Origin of the sequence: Pseudoxanthomonas sp. X-1 (genome assembly GCF_020042665.1) — a bacterium.
GTDB classification, from domain to species: Bacteria; Pseudomonadota; Gammaproteobacteria; order Xanthomonadales; family Xanthomonadaceae; genus Pseudoxanthomonas_A; species Pseudoxanthomonas_A spadix_A.
On sequence record NZ_CP083376.1, the window covers coordinates 888,145 to 904,240 of the forward strand.

A 16,096-nucleotide genomic window follows, 5' to 3' on the forward strand; every position below is an offset into this window, starting at 1 on the left:
GCGTGACATTCGCATGACAGCTGTCGTGGGTTCAGACAGGCGGCTTGCGTGCGGTTAGGCGGTCACCGCGACGACGATGCGCGGTGAACGCCGTGTCTGATTGACTGCAGGCGTCGATGGCCAGACCGTCGGCGACGCCACGCCACCCCTTCCGCCGCGCCGGCGATGGCCTCACCGCATCCAGCGCTCATGACGGAATCAGCCATCAGACCTCGCGCAGCGCCTGGGTGATCGGCAGGCGTGCCGCGCGCAGGGCCGGGAACAGCCCGCCCACCAGCCCGATCGCCAGCGCCCACTTCAGCCCGCTCCACAGCAGCGGCGCGGAGACCTTGAACTGGAACACCACCTGGCTGAAGTTCTGCCCCAGCGTGGACACGCTGTAGTTGTTGAACAGCAGCCATGCCAGCGCGCCGCCCAGCAGCCCGCCCAGCAGCGCCAGCAGCATGGTTTCCAGCATCACCGCGGTCACCACCGGCAGGCCGCGGAACCCGATCGCGCGCATGGTGGCGATCTCGCGGGCACGGGCGGCCACCGCCGCATACATCGTGTTGAGCGCGCCGAACACCGCGCCCACCGCCATGATCGCGCCGATCACCGTGCCCAGGATGGTCAGCAGCGTGTTGAGGCCGCCGCCCTGCTTGGCGTAGTAGGCGCGCGTGGTTTCCACGTCCAGCTTCAGGCGCGGATCGCCGGCCATGGCGGCCCTGAACTGCTCGAAGCCGGCCTTGCCCTCGGTCCTGACGGTCACGGACTGGTAGGCGCGGCGGTTGTAGGCGCTGGCGAGGGTCTCCGCATCGGCCCACAGCTCCGAATCGTGCGCATCGCCGGAGGCGAACACGCCGACCACCTGCCACTGCTGGTTGCCCAGCTTCAGCGGCTGGCCGACCGACAGTCCGCCAAACTGATGCAGCGCGCCCTGGCCGACCACCAGCTCGCGCATGCCCGGCTTGAAGCGACGGCCCTGGATGATCCGCATGCGCTCGTGCACGGCCCAGGCTTCCTCGCCCACGCCGCGCACCTGCACGTTGGTGTCGGAGCCATCGGACTTGGACGGCAGCGCCACCACCTGCGACAGCTCGGCCGAGACCAGCGGCCGGCCGTTGGCATCGCGCGCGATGCCGGGCAGGCGGCCGATCAGCGGCAGCTGGTCGCGGGTGATGACCGAGTTGGACTCGGCCTGCGAGCCGCCGCGCAGCACGATGGCGCTGGTCTCGTCGCCCGTGCCGTTGAGCTGGGCCTGGAAGCCGTTGCCCATCGCCAGCATCGCCACCAGCACCGCGACCACGCCGGCGATGCCGACCACGATCACCGAGGCCGCGCCCCAGCGTCGGGGCAGGCTGGCCACGCCGATGCGCGTGGCCTGCAGCGCCAGCCGGCCGGTGCGGGTCAGCGCCAGCCACAGCCCCAGCAGCGCCGCGAGCGCCAACACGAGAAACCACGGCAGCACCACCCAGACGCCGATGGCCACCGCCAGTGCGCCGATGGTCAGCGCATTCCACAACCCTTGCTTGCGTTTCATGCGTGCGCTCCTTCAGCGGCCGGCCAGTGCATCGACGATCTTCAGGCGGCTGGCGCGCAGCGCCGGCAGCACGCCCACCACCAGCCCGATCACCACCACCAGGCCCGCGCCGATGGCCCAGGTCTGGCCGGGGACACGCGCCGGCAGCATGCCGCCGGCCTTGGCCGCCAGCGCCGGCAGGATGCCCGCCGCCAGCCCCAGGCCGATCGCCCCGCCCAGGCCGATCAGCAGCAGCGATTCGACCAGCACCAGCCACAGCATCGTGCGGTCCTGGAAGCCCAGCGTCTTGAGCGTGGCCAGTTCCGGCACGCGCTCGCGCACGGCCTGGGCCATGGTGTTGCCGGTCAGCAGCAGCAGGGTGAAGAACACCGCGCCCATGATCGAGGTGACGATCAGGCCGATGTCGGCGAACTGCTTGACGAAGGCCTGCTGCCAGGACGATTCGGTCTGCGACTTGGTCTCGTGGTCGGAGTTCATCGACAGCGCGTCGATGGCCTGGGCCACGCGCGAGGCATCGTCGGGGTTGTTGAGCGTGACCGTGTACCAGCTGACCTGGCTCTTGATGTAGTCGTTGGACTCATCGAAGTACTTCCAGTTCATCACCAGCTGGTTCTCCTCGTTGGCCGCCGTGCTGCGGTCCTTCGAGCGGAAGATGCCGACCAGCTGCAGCGGCCAGTCGTTGCTGCCACCGCGCGGGAAGATGGTGGCCTGAAGCGGGATGGTGTCGCCGAGCTTCCAGCCGAACTTGTTGGCCAGCGTCTCGCCCACCACCGCGCCGGTGCGCGTGGTCTGGAAGGCCTTGAGCTGCTCGGGCGGCAGCTGCAGGTTGGGGTAGAGGTCGAAGTAGTTGGGCGCGACCGAGAAGTTGGGGAAGAAGTCCTTCGGGTCGCGGTAGATGCCGCCGAACCACATCGCGTAGGTCACGTCCTTGACCCCCTGGACCTGCTTGATCTTCTGCTCCAGGTTCAGCGGCAGGGTCTGGGTGATGGACAGGCGCGAGGCGACGACCAGGCGGTTGGCGCCATCGACCGAACCGCCGGAATTGAACGCCACGCGCACCGAGTCGAGCATTCCGTACAGCAGGAACGCGGCGACCACGCTGAGCAGGGTCAGGAAGGTGCGCGTCTTGCTGCGGAACAGCTGCGCCCAGACCAGGGAGAGATATTTCATGACGGACCTCGTGAGGCGAGGAGGGCTAAGGGAGAAGCGGGTGGAGGCGTCGCGCGGCGCGGCCCCGCGCGCGCGATGGCCCGCGCGCACGGCCTGCGCCGGAGTTCATCGCTCAATGCTCGACCGCATCGACCAGCTCGCCCTTGTCCAGGTGCACCGTATGCGTGGCGTACTCGGCGGCCTTGGGATCGTGGGTGACCATGATGATGGTCTTGCCATGGTCGCGATTGAGCAGCTGCAGCAGGGTCAGCACTTCCTCGGCCGAGGCGCGGTCCAGATCGCCGGTGGGTTCGTCGCAGATCAGGAAGGTCGGGTCGGAGACGATGGCGCGGGCGATGGCCACGCGCTGCTGCTGGCCGCCGGAGAGTTCGTTGGGCCGGTGGTCGCGGCGCTCGGCCAGGCCCACCAGGGTCAGGGCGATCTGCGCGCGGCGCTTGCGGTCGGCGGCCGACAGGTCGGTGAGCAGCAGCGGCAGCTCGACGTTCTTCTGCGCGGTGAGCATGGGCATCAGGTTGTAGAACTGGAACACGAAGCCCACGTGCCGGCTGCGCCAGTTGGCCAGCTGGCCGCCGCTGAGCCGCTCGATGTGCTCGCCTTCGATCTGAATCTCTCCCGAGGTCGGCGAATCCAGCCCGCCGATCAGGTTGAGCAGGGTGGTCTTGCCCGAGCCGGACGGACCCATCAGCGCGACGAAGTCGCCGGCGGTGATGTCCAGGTCCAGTCCATGCAGCACGTGCACCTTTTCCGGGCCGCGCTGGTAGGTCTTGGTGAGGTTGCGGATCGAAACCAGGGACGTCATGGCGGTGCCTCGTGTGGATGCGGGCCAAGGCCCGGGCAGAAGGGAACGGGCGCAAGGGGCGTGCGCCCTTCGCGTCGGGTCCGGCGCCCAGCGCGCCGGTCTTGCTCGATTGCAACGACGATCGTGCGCGGCGGGTTTCGACATCGCCCGCCGCCTGGAACGGAAACCTCAGGACGCCGGTGCGCCGTCGCCGACCTTGACGCTGTCGCCGTCCTTGAGCGTGGCGGGCGGATCGAGCACCACCTGCTCGCCGGCGCGCAGGCCATCGAGGATCTGGCGGTCGCTGGCCAGCGTCTGGCCGGGCTTGAGCGTGCGGCGCTGGACCTTGTCGCCCTCCACGACGAAGGCCACCGTGGCCCCGTCGCGCTCGACCACCGCGGCGGCCGGCACGCGCACGCCCTGCGGCGGCGGTGCGTCGGCCTTGGACGCCTGATCCGCGGCGGCGCGTTCGAGGAAGCTCACGTTGACGCCCATCTCCGGCACGATGCGCGGATCCTTGACCTTCAGCGCGATGCGCACCTTGACCGTGGCCTTGCCGCGGTCGGCGGTCGGGATCACCGCGATCACCTCGGCCGGGATCTTCCAGTCCGGATAGGCGTTGAGCGTGGCCACCACCGGCATCTTCGGCTGCACGCGGCCGATGTAGGCCTCGCCCACGTCCACTTCGACCTCCAGCGAATCCATGTCGACGATGGTGCCGATGCCGGTGCGGGTGAAGCCGCCGCCGGCCGACAGCGGCGAGACGATCTCGCCCGGCTGGGCCGCCTTGGCGGTGATCACGCCGGCGAAGGGCGCGCGCACCACGGTGTAGTCCTTGCCGATGCTGGTGATCTTCAGCTGGTCGCGCGCGACCTGCACGTTGCGGCGCGCGGTCTCCAGCTGCGCGCGCAGCGCGTCGCGCTCGGCCACCTGCTGGTCGTACTGCGAGCGCGAGACCAGCTGCTGCTTCACCAGCGCATCCAGGCGCCTGGCCTCGGCCTCGGCCCGGGTCAGCTGTGCCTGCACGTTCTGCACCTGGCTCTGCGAGGAGGAGAGCTGCGACTGCGCCAGGCGCTGCTCGGCATCGGCGTTGATCGGATCCAGGCGCGCCAGGATCTGGCCGGCCTCCACCCGCTGGCCTTCCTCGATCATCACCTCCTCCACGCGGCCGGTGATCTGCGCCGAGACCGTGGCCGTGCGCCGCGCGACCACATAGCCGGTGGCATCCAGCACCGAGGCCGGCGCGTCGGCGCCGCCGGCCATCGCCGTCACCGTGGCCGTGCGCACCTGCAGCGGCTTGGCCCGGCCCAGCGCGAACCACGCGCCCGCCGCGAGCACCAGCAGCACCAGCACGACCAGCGCGGCGATCCACGGCCCCTTGCGGGACGGCGCGGGCGGCGGGGTCTTGCTGCGGTCGATGCGCAGCTCCTTGAGCAGTTCGGCGGAGGCGTTCATGGGTCCATCGATGACGTCGTTGAGGCGGGAGTGTGACCAGACGGGTGGTTCGCACCAAGCTGCCGGAAGTCACAACCTTCCGGCGACCGGGGCGCAGCATGCGCGGTGCGCCACGTCCGCGGCCAGTGACAGCTGTCATCCGCGATGGCTGATCGCCGCCACTGCCGGGACCCCATCCCGACGGCGCAGGCTAACCGCACCTTCCGGTAATGGCTGATACGTCCCATGCCCGTCATTCCTCTCGATCCGGCTTCACCGGCGCCCGCCGCCCTGGTCGGCGCGCACGCACGCTATGGCGCGCTGGTCGCGCTCGACGGCGTCGACCTGGCGCTGCGGCCCGGCCAGGTGCTGGCGCTGCTGGGCCCCAACGGCGCCGGCAAGAGCACCAGCGTGGCGCTGTTGCTGGGCCTGCAGCGTCCCGACGCCGGGCAGGCCTTGCTGTTCGGCCGCAGCCCCGACGACCTGGCCGCGCGGCGCCGGGTCGGCGTGATGCTGCAGAGCACCACCCTGCCGGACACGCTCACCGTCGCTGAGCTGATCGCGCAGGTGCGCGGCTACTACCCGCGTCCGCTGAGCGTGGCCGACTGCGTGGCGCTGGCGGGCCTGGACGGGCTGCTGCCGCGCCGCTACGGCCGGCTCTCGGGCGGGCAGCAGCGACGCGTGCAGTTCGCCCTGGCCGTCTGCGGGCGGCCGGAGGTGCTGTTCCTGGACGAGCCCACCACCGGCCTGGATATCCAGGCGCGGCGCCAGCTGTGGGCGGCGATCCGCGCCCGTGCCGCCGCCGGCTGCGCGGTGCTGCTGACCACCCATTACCTGGAGGAGGCCGAGGCCCTGGCCGACGAGGTCGCGGTGCTGCAGGCCGGGCACATCGTCGCGCGCGGCAGCGTGGCCGAGCTGCGCGGCCGCGTGCTGCAGCGCTGCATCCGCGCCCGTACCCGCGTGCCCGCAGAAGAGATCGCCCGCTGGCCCGGCGTGCACGCGGTGCGTCACGACGGGCAGGCGCTGGAGATCCAGGCCGAACCGGCCGAACCCATCGTCGCGCGCCTGCTCGCCGCCGATCCGCAGCTGGACGAACTGGAAGTGCGCCGCGCCGGCCTGGCCGACGCCTTCCTCGCCATCACCCAGGGCCGGGAGGCCGCATGAACGCCATCACCGCAACCGCGCCGTCCACGCTGCGGCTGTATGTCCACGAGGCGCGCTTCGAGGCGCTGCGGCTGCTGCGCACGCGCTCGTTCGTGCTGCCCACGCTGCTGTTCCCGCTGATGTTCTATCTGCTGTTCGGCGTGCTGCTCAACCACGGCAACGCCGAGGCCAAGCGCTATCTGATGGCCAGCTACAGCGTGTTCGGCGTGATGGGGCCGGGCCTGTTCGGCTTCGGCGTGAGCCTGGCGCTGGATCGCGAACGCGGCCTGCTCACCCTCAAGCGCGCGCTGCCGGTGCCGCCGGGCGCGCCGCTGGCCGCGCGCATGCTGATGGCCATGGGCTTCGCGCTGTGCGTCGGCGTGCTGCTGCTGATCGCCGGCACCGTGCTGGGCGGCGTGCAGGTGACGCCCGCGCAGGTGGCCGCCCTGCTGACGGTGGACGTGCTGGGCGTGCTGCCGTTCTGCGCGCTGGGCCTGCTGGTCGGCGCCCTGGTCGGCGGCAGCGGCGCGCCGGCGGTGGTCAACATGATCTATCTGCCGATGTCGCTGCTGTCCGGGCTGTGGCTGCCGCTGTCGATGCTGCCGGACTTCTTCGGCAAGCTCGCGCCGCTGTGGCCGGCCTGGCACCTGGGCCAGCTGGCGCTGGGGGTGATGTGGCAGGAGGCCGGCGGCGCGGTGCTGGTCCACGTGGGCGTGCTGGCCGCGTTCATGGCAGTGTGTTTCGCACTCGCCCGGCGCCGGCTACGTCGCGCATGAAGTCCGGTCGCCTGCGATGGCAAGATCGCCGCTTCGCACAGGACCCGACGCCATGACCTTTTCCGTTCCCGCATGGCTGCGGCCCGCGCCGGGCTCGCACGCCGCCGCCCAGATCGCGCAGGGCAAGTCGCCGTGGACCGAGGCGGTCCACCTGATCTGGTCAGCCTGGGTCTTCGTGGTGCCGGTGTTCGAGCCCAACGGCTTCACCGCGACGTGGTGGCTGTGCACGCTGGTGTCGTATCCGCTGTTCCTGCTGCTGTACACGCTGACGATGGTCTCGGCGCGCCGCCGGGCGAACATCGCCGCGCTGGGCATGGTGGCGATGGCCTCGGCGCTGTGCGCGGTGTATCCCTCGGCCATCAGCTATTTCATCTTCGGCTGTCTGACGCTGCGGGTGGAGGGACGGCACGCGTTCGTGCGCTACCTGGGGATCATGCTGGTGCTCAACGCCGCGTTCCTGACGTGCGCGCTGCTGGTCGGCTACCCCTGGCAGATCCTGCTGTGGCTGCCGATCTCCACCATCGGCACCGGGCTGGTGATCGCGGTGCAGCAGATCAACCAGCGCAAGGATTCGGCCCTGCGCCTGAGCCACGAGGAGGTCCGCCGCCTGGCCGCCGTGGCCGAGCGCGAACGCATCGGCCGCGACCTGCACGACCTACTCGGCCACACGCTGTCGCTGGTGGCGCTGAAGTCCGACCTGGCCGCGCGCCTGGTCGAGCGCGATCCGCGATCCGCGCGCGTGGAGATGGACGAGGTCAGCCGCGTCGCGCGCGACGCGCTGGCGCAGGTGCGGCGCGCGGTCAGCGGCATCCGCTCGGCGCAGCTGGCCGCCGAGCTCGCCTCGGCCAAGCTGCTGCTGGAGACCGACGGTATCACGATGGACTACCGGGTCGACGGCACGCCGCTGCCGCCGGCCGTGGAGACCGCCTTCGCCATGGTCCTGCGCGAGGCGGTGACCAACGTGCAGCGTCACGCGCAGGCGCGCGCGGTGCACATCGCGGTGACCGCGCAGGACCGGGCGCTCACGCTGCGCATCGACGACGATGGCCGTGGCGGCGCGCTGGTGCCCGGCAACGGCGTGGACGGCATGCGCGCCCGCATGCAGGCGCTGGGCGGCACGCTGCAGGTGGACAGCGTGCGCGGCCAAGGCACCACCGTGCTGGCCAGCGTGCCCTGCGCCTCGCCAGTCCTCGCCGAAGATCCCGCTTTCGCGGGAGCCGCCACGGCGGCGATGAGGCTTTCCCCGTAAACCCTCGCTCCGGGCTTTTCCCCAGCCGCCGCCCGCTAGAATCCCGCCATGCCCACCCAGCCATCTCCGCCGTGATCCGTGTCCTGCTCGCCGAAGACCAGGCGATGGTGCGCGGCGCGCTGGCCGCGCTGCTTGGGCTGGAGGACGACATCGAGGTCCTCGAAGCGGCGGCCGACGGCGAGGCCGCCTGGCGCGCGCTGCAGAAGCTCACCCCCGACGTGCTGGTCACCGACATCGAGATGCCCGGCCTGTCCGGCCTGGAGCTGGCCCAGCGCGTCCAGCGCCATGGCCTGGCCACGCGCGTGGTGATCGTCACCACCTTCGCCCGGCCCGGCTTCCTGCGGCGCGCGCTGGATGCGGGCGTGGCCGGCTACCTGCTCAAGGACGCGCCACCCGAGCACCTGGTCGAGGCCCTGCGCAGCGTGCATCGCGGCGGCCGCGCCATCGCCCCGGAACTGGCGCTGGAAGCCTGGTCCGAACGCGATCCGCTCAACGACCGCGAGCGCCAGGTCCTGCGCCTGGCCGGCGACGGCGCCAGCGCCGCCGACATCGCACGACAGCTGCGCCTTTCGCATGGCACCGTGCGCAACTACCTGTCCGAGGCGATCAGCAAGCTCGGCGTGGGCAATCGCATCGAGGCCTTCCGCGTGGCGCGGCAGAAGGGCTGGCTCTGATCCGGCGATCTCGGGGCGCCTGCATCCACCCGGTGTCGAAACTGCGACGCGGTTAAGGATTCTTCGCGGGATCGCGCAGCGTGCCCCGGCTACCATGGTCGAACGCTTCCACTTCGTTCCGCATGTTTTCCAAACGCCGCCTCATCAACCAGATCGGCCCGCTGCTGGCGACGGTGATCTTCGTACTGATTGGCCTCGGCTTCCTGCGCGGGGCCGACCGCTTCGCCACCGACGCGCGCTGGGTCTCGCACACCCACGAGGTGATGGCGTGCGTCGATGAGATCGAGGCGCGCCTGCGCGATGCCGAATCGGCCGAGCGCGGCTATCTGCTGACCGGGCAGGTCGATGATCTGGCCGCCTACCAGACCGGCAAGAACGCGATTCCCCGGCTGTTCACCGCGCTCGGCATGCTGGTGCGCGACAACAGCGCCCAGGAGCAGCGCGTGGCCCAGCTGCGGACGCTGATCGATCAACGCCTGCGCCAGACCGACGCGGTGGTGCGGATCTACCAGGAACAGGGCCTGGTCGCCGCGCAGGCGGCTATCGACGCCGAGGCGCGCATCACCTCCGATGCCATCCGTCGCCAGGCGCGGGAGATGGTCGATGTCGAGCAGGCGCTGCTGGTCGCACGGGCCGCCTCCAGCGACGAGAGCGCCGCGCTGCTGCGGATCCTGGCGATCGCCGGCATCCCGATCGGCATCCTGGTCATCGCCATGGTCTATGTGCTGATGGTGCGTGAGATCCGCGGCCGCGGCCGCGCCGAGCGCAGGATCCAGCAGAGCAATGCGCGCCTTGAGGCCACGGTGGCCGAGCTGGAGCACACCAGCGGGGACCTGCGCGTGCTCAGCCATTTCGCCGGCATGCTGCAGAGCTGCGTGCGCGAGGAGGAGGCGCTGGCCTTGACCCGTGAGACGATGCAGCAGCTGATGCCGGGCACCGGCGGCATCATCTACCGCATCCGTGCCTCGCAGGACTACGCCGAGGCGATCGGCGGCTGGGGCACGCCGGCCGCGGCCAGCGCCGCGATGCTGGCGCCGGAGGACTGCTGGGCGCTGCGCCGCGGCCAGCCGCAGCTGGCGCCGGGCCCGGGCACGGTGCGCTGCCGCCATATCGAAGGCGGGCACGGCGCCACCGCCTGCATTCCGCTGCTGGCCCAGGGCCAGCAGCTGGGGTTCCTGTATGTGTCCTGCACCGACGACGCCTTCCTGGCGCGGGTGAGGCTGATCGAGACCGCGGCCGAACAGCTGGCCATGGCGCTGTCCAACCTGCAGCTGCAGGAGCGTCTGCGCATCCAGTCCATCCGCGAGCCGCTGACCGGGCTGTTCAACCGGCGCTACCTGGAGGAATCGCTTGCGCGCGAGCTGGCGCGCTGCACTCGCCGCGGCCTGCCGCTGGCGCTGATGATGATGGACCTGGACCACTTCAAGCGCTTCAACGACACCCATGGACATCCGGGCGGCGATGCGCTGCTGGAGGGCTTCGGCCAGCTGCTGCTGCAGCTCTCGCGCGAGGAGGACATCGCCTGTCGCTACGGCGGCGAAGAGTTCACCCTGATCCTGCCCGAGGCCACGCCGCAGGCCGCGGCCGAACGCGCCGAGCAGATCCGCGCGGCGGTCGAGACCATGCGCGTGCGGCACCTGGGCAAGGACCTGCCGGCGGTGACGGTGTCGATCGGCCTGGCGTGCTTCCCGCAGGACGGGCAGGAACCCGAGCTGCTGCTGCGCAGCGCCGACCAGGCCCTGTACCGCGCCAAGGCTCACGGCCGCAACCGCGTCGAAGGCAGCCACGATTCGCGCGCCGTGCGGTCGGCCTGATCCCCGCCGCGGGTAGACGCCCGCCTGGCCCTGAGCCTGCCTGGGTCCGAATCTGCCTGCGTGAGCTTGCTTGGTGGGAGCCGCCATGGCGGCGATGAGGCGCTACCGGGAAAGCCTCATCGCCGCCATCGGCCAAAAAGGCAACAAGGGTGGCCCCACGCAAGGCAACAACGCTTCCAGGCGGCCTTTGCGTCACCGATGGCCCAGCGCGCGCGCCGCTAAAAGCAGGCGCTATCGTCAGTCAGGCCGTTGTGGGAGCCGCCACGGCGGCGATAGGGCTTTCCCGCCGAGCCGTCACCACCATGACCAAAAGGAGCCAAGAGGCTGGCCCACGATAAACGGCGCCCAGTCGGCGCCTTGCCTCACCCCGCGTAGCGGCTGCGCAGCATCTCGAACGCCGCGCGCAGCGCCATCGCCTCGCCGCCGGCCGGGCGGCCCGGGCGATCGCTGTCGTTCCAGGCGTACACATCCAGGTGCGCCCACGGCGTGCCGGCCGGGACGAAGCGCTCCAGGTACAGCGCGGCGGTGACCGCGCCGGCCATGCGCGAGCCGGCGTTGGCCAGGTCGGCCACGTGGCTGGTCAGGTAGCGCAGGTACGGCCGCCACAGCGGCAGCCGCCACAGCGGATCGCGCGTGCGCTCGCCGGCGGCCAGCCAGGCGTTGGCCAGCGTGTCGTCGTTGGAGAACAGCACCGGCAGCTCCGGCCCCAGCGCGATGCGCGCCGCGCCGGTGAGCGTGGCGAAGTCCAGCAGCACCTCGGGCTTGTCCTCGCCGGCATGGGCCAGCGCATCGCCCAGGATCACCCGGCCTTCGGCGTCGGTATTGTCGATCTCCACACTGACGCCAGTGCGCGTGGCGATGATCTCGCCAGGACGGAAGGCGTTGGGGCCGACCGCGTTCTCCACCGCCGGCACCAGCAGGGTCAGGCGCACCGGCAGGCGCTGGCGCATCACCAGCTCGGCCAGTGCGATCGCATGCGCCGCGCCGCCCATGTCCTTCTTCATGTTGCGCATGCCGTCGGCCGGCTTGAGGTCCAGCCCGCCGGTGTCGAAGCACACGCCCTTGCCGACCAGCGACACCTTCGGCGCATCCTCGGCGCCCCAGCGCAGCGCGATCAGGCGCGGGGCGCGGTGCGAGGCGCGGCCCACCGCGTGGATCGCGGGGAAGTTGCGTTCCAGCAGCGCATCGCCGGTGACCGCCTCGACCTGCGCGCCGTGCTCGGCGCCGATCCTGCGAACCACGGCTTCCAGCTCGTCCGGACCCATGTCCTCGGTCGGCGTGTTGACCAGATCGCGCACACGCAGGCATGCGGCCAGCAGGTCGTCGGTGCGCGCATCGGCCGCCGCGCGCAGCAGCCGCGCCGGCGCGCGCGTGGCGGTCTTGTAGCGGTCGAAACGGTAGGCGCCCAGGCCCCAACCCAGCTCCAGCGCCGCGCGTGCGTCGGCGGAGAGTTCGCTCACCACCTCCCAGGCGCTGCCGGACGGCAGGCCCATCGGCGCATGGCCGTAGGACAGTGGATCGCCCGCATCGGCGATGCCCAGCACCGCGCCGGCCACGCCGTCATCGCCCGGCAGCAGCGCCAGTGTGCCCGGCGCGGCACCGAAGCCCTGCGCCTGCAACCAAGCGGCCACCGCCGGCGCCTGCTGCGCGCACCAGGCGCCGAACTGCTCGCGCTGCAGCACGTGCAGCGGGCGCACCTGGTCGGTGCGGGCATCGAGAAAGGCGGGCGCGGTCATGCGGCGGCGGAGTCCTTGTCGTCCAGGTGCGCGTCGAGCCAGTCGGCCAGCGCGGTGAGCGTGGAAAATTCCAGGTCGGGCCGCGGCTCGTCCAGCGGCCAGTCGGCGCCCTCGCGGTTGAGCCAGGCCGCGCGCAGCCCCGCGCGCATCGCGCCGGCCGCGTCCATCACCGCGTGGTCGCCCACGTGCAGCACCTGTTCGGGCGGCAGGTCCAGGCGCACGCACGCGGCATGGAAGATGCTGGCTTCCGGCTTGGCCGCGCCGTGCTCGCGCGCGCCCAGCTGGAACACGAAATGCTCGGCCAGCCCGCAGCGCGCCAGGTCGGCATTGCCGTTGGTCAGCGCCGCCACCGGCACGCGCGCGGCCATGCGCTTCAGGGCGTCGATGGCGTCGGGATAGCATTCGACCTTGTTGCGTTCGGCGTAGAAGATCTCGAACGCGGGCTCAAGCAGCGCCATGTCGGCCTGGCTATCGCGCAGCGCCTGTTCCAGGGTCAGCTTGCGCAGCGTGGACAGGTCGTGGATCAGGTGCGGGTTGTCGGCGAAGACCTGGGTACGCAGCTCGCGCATCGCCTCGATGGGGAACTGGCGCGCGGTGGCGGGGCTGTGGACTACCAGCCAGTCATGCATCCTGCGTTCGATGCGCTCACCGATCGGCGCGAACGGCCACAGGGTGTCGTCCAAGTCGAGGGTGACGGCGCGGATGTCGAAGGTCATGGGGACATTTTAGCCTGTGGGCTGTGGCGCCTGCCTTGAGGGGCGCAGCCGCCGTTGCCGTCGCCGTCGCCGTCGCCGTTGCCGTTGCCGTTGCCGTTGCCGTTGCCGTCGCCGTGGCTGTTGCCGTGCTGTTGCCGTGCTGTTGCTGTTGCTCTACCTGTCTGAGCCGTAAAGCACGCCGAGCACCGCAGCAAAGTAGGGCCGAAGAGGGGCCCCTGTTTGAGCGAAGCGAGTTTGGGCCCCGTGCCCTGCTTTGCGAGGAGCGCAGGGGACCGACGCGCAGCGTCGGCGTGCGTTTTACCCCCTCTTCGGGGCCCGGCGAGAAGCGGTTTTGCTTCCTTTTGACAAGACAAAAGGAAGTCGCGCCTGCAAGGCGCGAAAGCTTTGCACTGGGGCGCGCTGTAGGCGCGTTGCCTTTGCTCTGCTAGTGCTGGTGTTGGTCTGTAGGGAAACTTGAATCTAATTTGCAAGCATTACTTGAGCGCCAGTCCGCACTTCTCAAAGCAAAGCTTTCGCACGGCTTCGCCGCGCGAGCTACTTTTGTCTTGTCAAAAGTAGCCAAAACCGCTTCTCGCCGGGACGCGAGCCGCCGCTACGCGGCGGTCCCCTGCGCTTCTCGGAAGTCAGGGCACGTCGCCCAAACTCGCTTCGCTCAAACAGGGGCGACTCTTCGGCCCTGACTTCCTGCGATGCTCGGCTCGCTTTACGGCTCAGACAGGTAGAGCAACAGCCAAGGCACAGCAACAGCCAAAGCACAGCAACAGCCAAAGCACGGCAAAAGCAGCAGCAAGAACCACGGCAGGTGCAACAGCGACAGCAACAACAGCAGGCAACGGCAACCGCAACGGCAAGCAACAGCAACGGCTATTCCATCAGCCGCGCCCACCCCTCCATCCCCTGCACCCGCGCGAGCACCAGCTTGATGCACACCAGCATCGGCACCGCCAGCAGCAGCCCCACGATCCCCCACAGCGAGCCGAACACCATCAGCGACAGGATCAGGATCAGCGGCGAGAGCCGCATCTGCCGGCCCAGCACGATCGGCGTGATCACCTGGCCTTCCAGCGTGTGCAGGCCCAGGTAGATCGCCGCCGGCAGCAGCGAGGGCCAGGCCTCGTCGAAGGTGGTCAGGCCCACCACCAGCATCATCACCATGCCGATCAGCGGGCCGACGTAGGGCGCGAAGTTGAGGATCGCCACCATCGTGCCCCACAGCAGCGCGTCGGCCAGCGGAAACTTCAGCAGCATCAGCGCGCCGGCGAACAGCACGCCCACCACGAAATTGATCAGGCTGATGGTCAGCACATAGCGCGAGACCGCGCGTTCGATCGATTGCAGGATGCCCACGGTCAGCTTCTGCTGCTGGCGCCTGGGCAGCAGCGCGACGGCGTGGCGCTGCAGCGGCTGGCCGTAGACCATGAAGAAGAACGTCAGCAGCACCACCGCCAGCACCGAGGCGATCATGCGCGGGGTGGCGGTCAGCGTGCGATACGGATCGTCCACCGTGCGCATCACCTGCGGCCGGCGGCCGGTGTCGCCGGCGGCGGCGCGGGCGAAGTTCTCGGCCGCCTGGTTGGCGTCGTAGACCGGCTTGGTCAGCGCATGCAGCTTGGGCGCGAGCTGGCGCAGTTCGCGCGGGGCCGCCTTGGCCCAGGCCGCGGCCGGCGGCACCATCTGGTAGGCCAGCGCGCCGGCGGCGGCCAGGCCGAGCAGCAGCACCAGCAGCGCGCCCAGGAAGCGCGGCACATAGATCCGCTGCAGGCCGCGCAGCAGCGGGTTGCCGACCAGCGCCAGGAACACGGCCAGCAGCACCGGCAGGATCACCGCCTGGGCCAGCCACAGCGTGTAGCCGCAGGCCAGGAAGGCCAGGATCACCAGCGACAGCGGCCCGCGCGGGCGCGGCGCCACCGGCTTGACGGGCAGGGGCGTCTGGGCCGGCGTCAGATCGGCTTCGGTCGTGGACATGCGGCGGGTGGCTCAGCGTTCGGAGACGTCGGTGGCCGCTTCGGCCGGCCGCGGCGCCTGCGGCGCGCGGGCATCGGTCCGGCCGCGCGCCTGGGCGGTGCCGCCATAGGATGACACGCCGCGCGCGGGCGCCTGTCCGCCGTCGGCCGTGGCCAGGCCGGCAGCGTGGATGGTGGCGTTCTGCTGCGCCAGCTGCGCGGCGGCGTCCGCATCGCCGGTGGCGGCGGCGGTCCCGGCCGCGGCGGCGGCCTGGTGCGTGGCCACGGCCGCCGACTGCGCGCTGCCGGCCGCGTCGTGGGCCTTGTCCGCCGCCTGGTCGGCCTGCCACGCGGCCATGGCCGCCTGCAGCGAGGTGAACATCCCCGACACCGCGCTCACCGAGCGCAGCCACTTGGTTGCCCCGACCGCGCGCATCGGCCGCGTCTGCCCGATCACGAAGCCCAGCCCCAGCCCGGCCAGCACGATGCGCCACGGCGTCCAGCCGCGCTTCCAGTGCCCGAGCAGGGCATCGGCATCGGCCAGCGTCTGCGCGCGGCGGTGTTCGACCAGGGCCTCGGCGCGATCAACGCGATGGCGTAGATGGGCGAAGCTCATGGCGTGCCTCCTCCGGACTGTGCGCGCAGCTGCTCGGCCGCCGAGCGCGCCTCGGGGCCGGCCTCTTCCTCCTCGTCGTCGTCGCCCAGGCCCATGGCCTTGAGCTGACGCCGCGTGGCGTCCATCCGGCTGAAGCCGAAGTAGCGCAGCGTCTGCCACACGCCCAGCGCGGTGATCGCCAGGCTCAGCCCGGCGGCCACCGACAGCGCGCCGAGCCAGGACAGCCCCATGCGTTGCAGCAGCGCGATCAGTGCGCCCATCAGCAGCAGCCAGCTGGACACGCCGAACGCAGCCGCGACCGACATCCACACCATCGCCCGCGCCAGGGAGGCGCGGGCGAGGGCGAAGTCGGCCAGGACCAGCCGGCGCAGTGACCTGGCGGTGGCCACCGCCGAGGACAGGCTGTCCTTGCCGGCCTTGCCGACGCGGCGCAGGCTCTCGTCCAGCGAGGGCGTTGCGTCGTCGCCGGGGGCGGCGTCGTGGTCGGGCGCGCTCACGCCGGCTCCGCTGTCACGGTCGCGCGGGCGA

14 protein-coding genes are annotated in these 16,096 nt (G+C 70.9%); 5 read left to right on the plus strand and 9 right to left on the minus strand.

The features are described 5' to 3' along the window. Window positions 1-205 precede the first annotated feature (205 nt). The 4 genes from LAJ50_RS03995 to LAJ50_RS04010 form a co-directional block, all read right to left on the minus strand. Window positions 206-1,519, minus strand: a complete 1,314-nt coding sequence (locus LAJ50_RS03995) for an ABC transporter permease (protein WP_130550624.1) — start codon at window positions 1,517-1,519, stop codon at window positions 206-208. Window positions 1,520-1,531: 12 nt separating this feature from the next. Then, window positions 1,532-2,689: an ABC transporter permease gene (locus LAJ50_RS04000; RefSeq protein ID WP_130550625.1), complete on the minus strand. Its 1,158-nt coding sequence runs from the start codon at window positions 2,687-2,689 to the stop codon at window positions 1,532-1,534. 112 nt (window positions 2,690-2,801) lie between these two features. Further along, entirely contained in the window at window positions 2,802-3,488 is a 687-nt protein-coding gene (locus LAJ50_RS04005; protein ID WP_130516649.1) for an ABC transporter ATP-binding protein, read from the minus strand. A gap of 168 nt (window positions 3,489-3,656) precedes the next feature. Continuing rightward, window positions 3,657-4,922 (minus strand): efflux RND transporter periplasmic adaptor subunit, encoded by a 1,266-nt coding sequence (locus LAJ50_RS04010; RefSeq protein ID WP_130550626.1) that lies wholly within the window; start codon window positions 4,920-4,922, stop codon window positions 3,657-3,659. 225 nt (window positions 4,923-5,147) lie between these two features. Between LAJ50_RS04010 and LAJ50_RS04015 the strand changes: the two genes are divergently transcribed. The 5 genes from LAJ50_RS04015 to LAJ50_RS04035 all read left to right on the plus strand — a co-directional run bounded on the left by LAJ50_RS04015 (window position 5,148) and on the right by LAJ50_RS04035 (window position 10,557). After that, window positions 5,148-6,065 (plus strand): ABC transporter ATP-binding protein, encoded by a 918-nt coding sequence (locus LAJ50_RS04015; protein ID WP_130550627.1) that lies wholly within the window; start codon window positions 5,148-5,150, stop codon window positions 6,063-6,065. Further along, on the plus strand, window positions 6,062-6,820 hold the full coding sequence (locus tag LAJ50_RS04020) for an ABC transporter permease (RefSeq protein WP_130550628.1): 759 nt from the start codon (window positions 6,062-6,064) through the stop codon (window positions 6,818-6,820). Before LAJ50_RS04015 ends, LAJ50_RS04020 begins: the two co-directional genes overlap by 4 nt. Window positions 6,821-6,872: 52 nt before the next feature. Beyond that, on the plus strand, window positions 6,873-8,069 hold the full coding sequence (locus tag LAJ50_RS04025) for a sensor histidine kinase (RefSeq protein ID WP_130550629.1): 1,197 nt from the start codon (window positions 6,873-6,875) through the stop codon (window positions 8,067-8,069). 71 nt (window positions 8,070-8,140) lie between these two features. Then, window positions 8,141-8,743, plus strand: coding sequence for a response regulator transcription factor (locus LAJ50_RS04030; protein ID WP_130550630.1), 603 nt, complete (start codon window positions 8,141-8,143; stop codon window positions 8,741-8,743). Window positions 8,744-8,865: 122 nt separating this feature from the next. Then, complete coding sequence (locus tag LAJ50_RS04035) at window positions 8,866-10,557, plus strand: diguanylate cyclase (RefSeq protein WP_130550631.1); 1,692 nt, start codon at window positions 8,866-8,868, stop codon at window positions 10,555-10,557. Window positions 10,558-10,919: 362 nt separating this feature from the next. Here the strand turns inward: LAJ50_RS04035 and LAJ50_RS04040 are convergent, their stop codons facing one another. The 5 genes from LAJ50_RS04040 to LAJ50_RS04060 all read right to left on the minus strand — a co-directional run bounded on the left by LAJ50_RS04040 (window position 10,920) and on the right by LAJ50_RS04060 (window position 16,065). Further along, a complete protein-coding gene (locus LAJ50_RS04040; protein ID WP_138655218.1) occupies window positions 10,920-12,293 on the minus strand; it encodes a leucyl aminopeptidase family protein in 1,374 nt (457 codons plus the stop codon). After that, window positions 12,290-13,009, minus strand: coding sequence for an HAD-IA family hydrolase (locus LAJ50_RS04045; protein ID WP_138655216.1), 720 nt, complete (start codon window positions 13,007-13,009; stop codon window positions 12,290-12,292). The genes LAJ50_RS04040 and LAJ50_RS04045 overlap by 4 nt, the downstream gene beginning before the upstream one ends. 864 nt (window positions 13,010-13,873) lie before the next feature. Continuing rightward, on the minus strand, window positions 13,874-14,974 hold the full coding sequence (locus LAJ50_RS04050) for an AI-2E family transporter (RefSeq protein ID WP_130550634.1): 1,101 nt from the start codon (window positions 14,972-14,974) through the stop codon (window positions 13,874-13,876). Window positions 14,975-14,986: 12 nt separating this feature from the next. Next, complete coding sequence (locus tag LAJ50_RS04055; protein ID WP_224096467.1) at window positions 14,987-15,568, minus strand: hypothetical protein; 582 nt, start codon at window positions 15,566-15,568, stop codon at window positions 14,987-14,989. After that, a complete protein-coding gene (locus LAJ50_RS04060) occupies window positions 15,565-16,065 on the minus strand; it encodes a phage holin family protein (RefSeq protein ID WP_130550636.1) in 501 nt (166 codons plus the stop codon). The genes LAJ50_RS04055 and LAJ50_RS04060 overlap by 4 nt, the downstream gene beginning before the upstream one ends. Between the last annotated feature and the right edge of the window lie 31 nt (window positions 16,066-16,096).

Bases quoted from the DNA above. Each gene is read 5' to 3' on its own strand.
- LAJ50_RS04010 (WP_130550626.1), bottom strand. From the start codon at position 4,922: ATGAACGCCTCCGCCGAACTGCTCAAGGAGCTGCGCATCGACCGCAGC.
- LAJ50_RS04040 (WP_138655218.1), bottom strand. From the start codon at position 12,293: ATGACCGCGCCCGCCTTTCTCGATGCCCGCACCGACCAGGTGCGCCCG.
- LAJ50_RS04050 (WP_130550634.1), bottom strand. From the start codon at position 14,974: ATGTCCACGACCGAAGCCGATCTGACGCCGGCCCAGACGCCCCTGCCC.
- LAJ50_RS04045 (WP_138655216.1), bottom strand. From the start codon at position 13,009: ATGACCTTCGACATCCGCGCCGTCACCCTCGACTTGGACGACACCCTG.
- LAJ50_RS04055 (WP_224096467.1), bottom strand. From the start codon at position 15,568: ATGAGCTTCGCCCATCTACGCCATCGCGTTGATCGCGCCGAGGCCCTG.
- LAJ50_RS04025 (WP_130550629.1), top strand. From the start codon at position 6,873: ATGACCTTTTCCGTTCCCGCATGGCTGCGGCCCGCGCCGGGCTCGCAC.
- LAJ50_RS04015 (WP_130550627.1), top strand. From the start codon at position 5,148: ATGCCCGTCATTCCTCTCGATCCGGCTTCACCGGCGCCCGCCGCCCTG.
- LAJ50_RS04005 (WP_130516649.1), bottom strand. From the start codon at position 3,488: ATGACGTCCCTGGTTTCGATCCGCAACCTCACCAAGACCTACCAGCGC.
- LAJ50_RS03995 (WP_130550624.1), bottom strand. From the start codon at position 1,519: ATGAAACGCAAGCAAGGGTTGTGGAATGCGCTGACCATCGGCGCACTG.
- LAJ50_RS04035 (WP_130550631.1), top strand. From the start codon at position 8,866: ATGTTTTCCAAACGCCGCCTCATCAACCAGATCGGCCCGCTGCTGGCG.
- LAJ50_RS04020 (WP_130550628.1), top strand. From the start codon at position 6,062: ATGAACGCCATCACCGCAACCGCGCCGTCCACGCTGCGGCTGTATGTC.
- LAJ50_RS04000 (WP_130550625.1), bottom strand. From the start codon at position 2,689: ATGAAATATCTCTCCCTGGTCTGGGCGCAGCTGTTCCGCAGCAAGACG.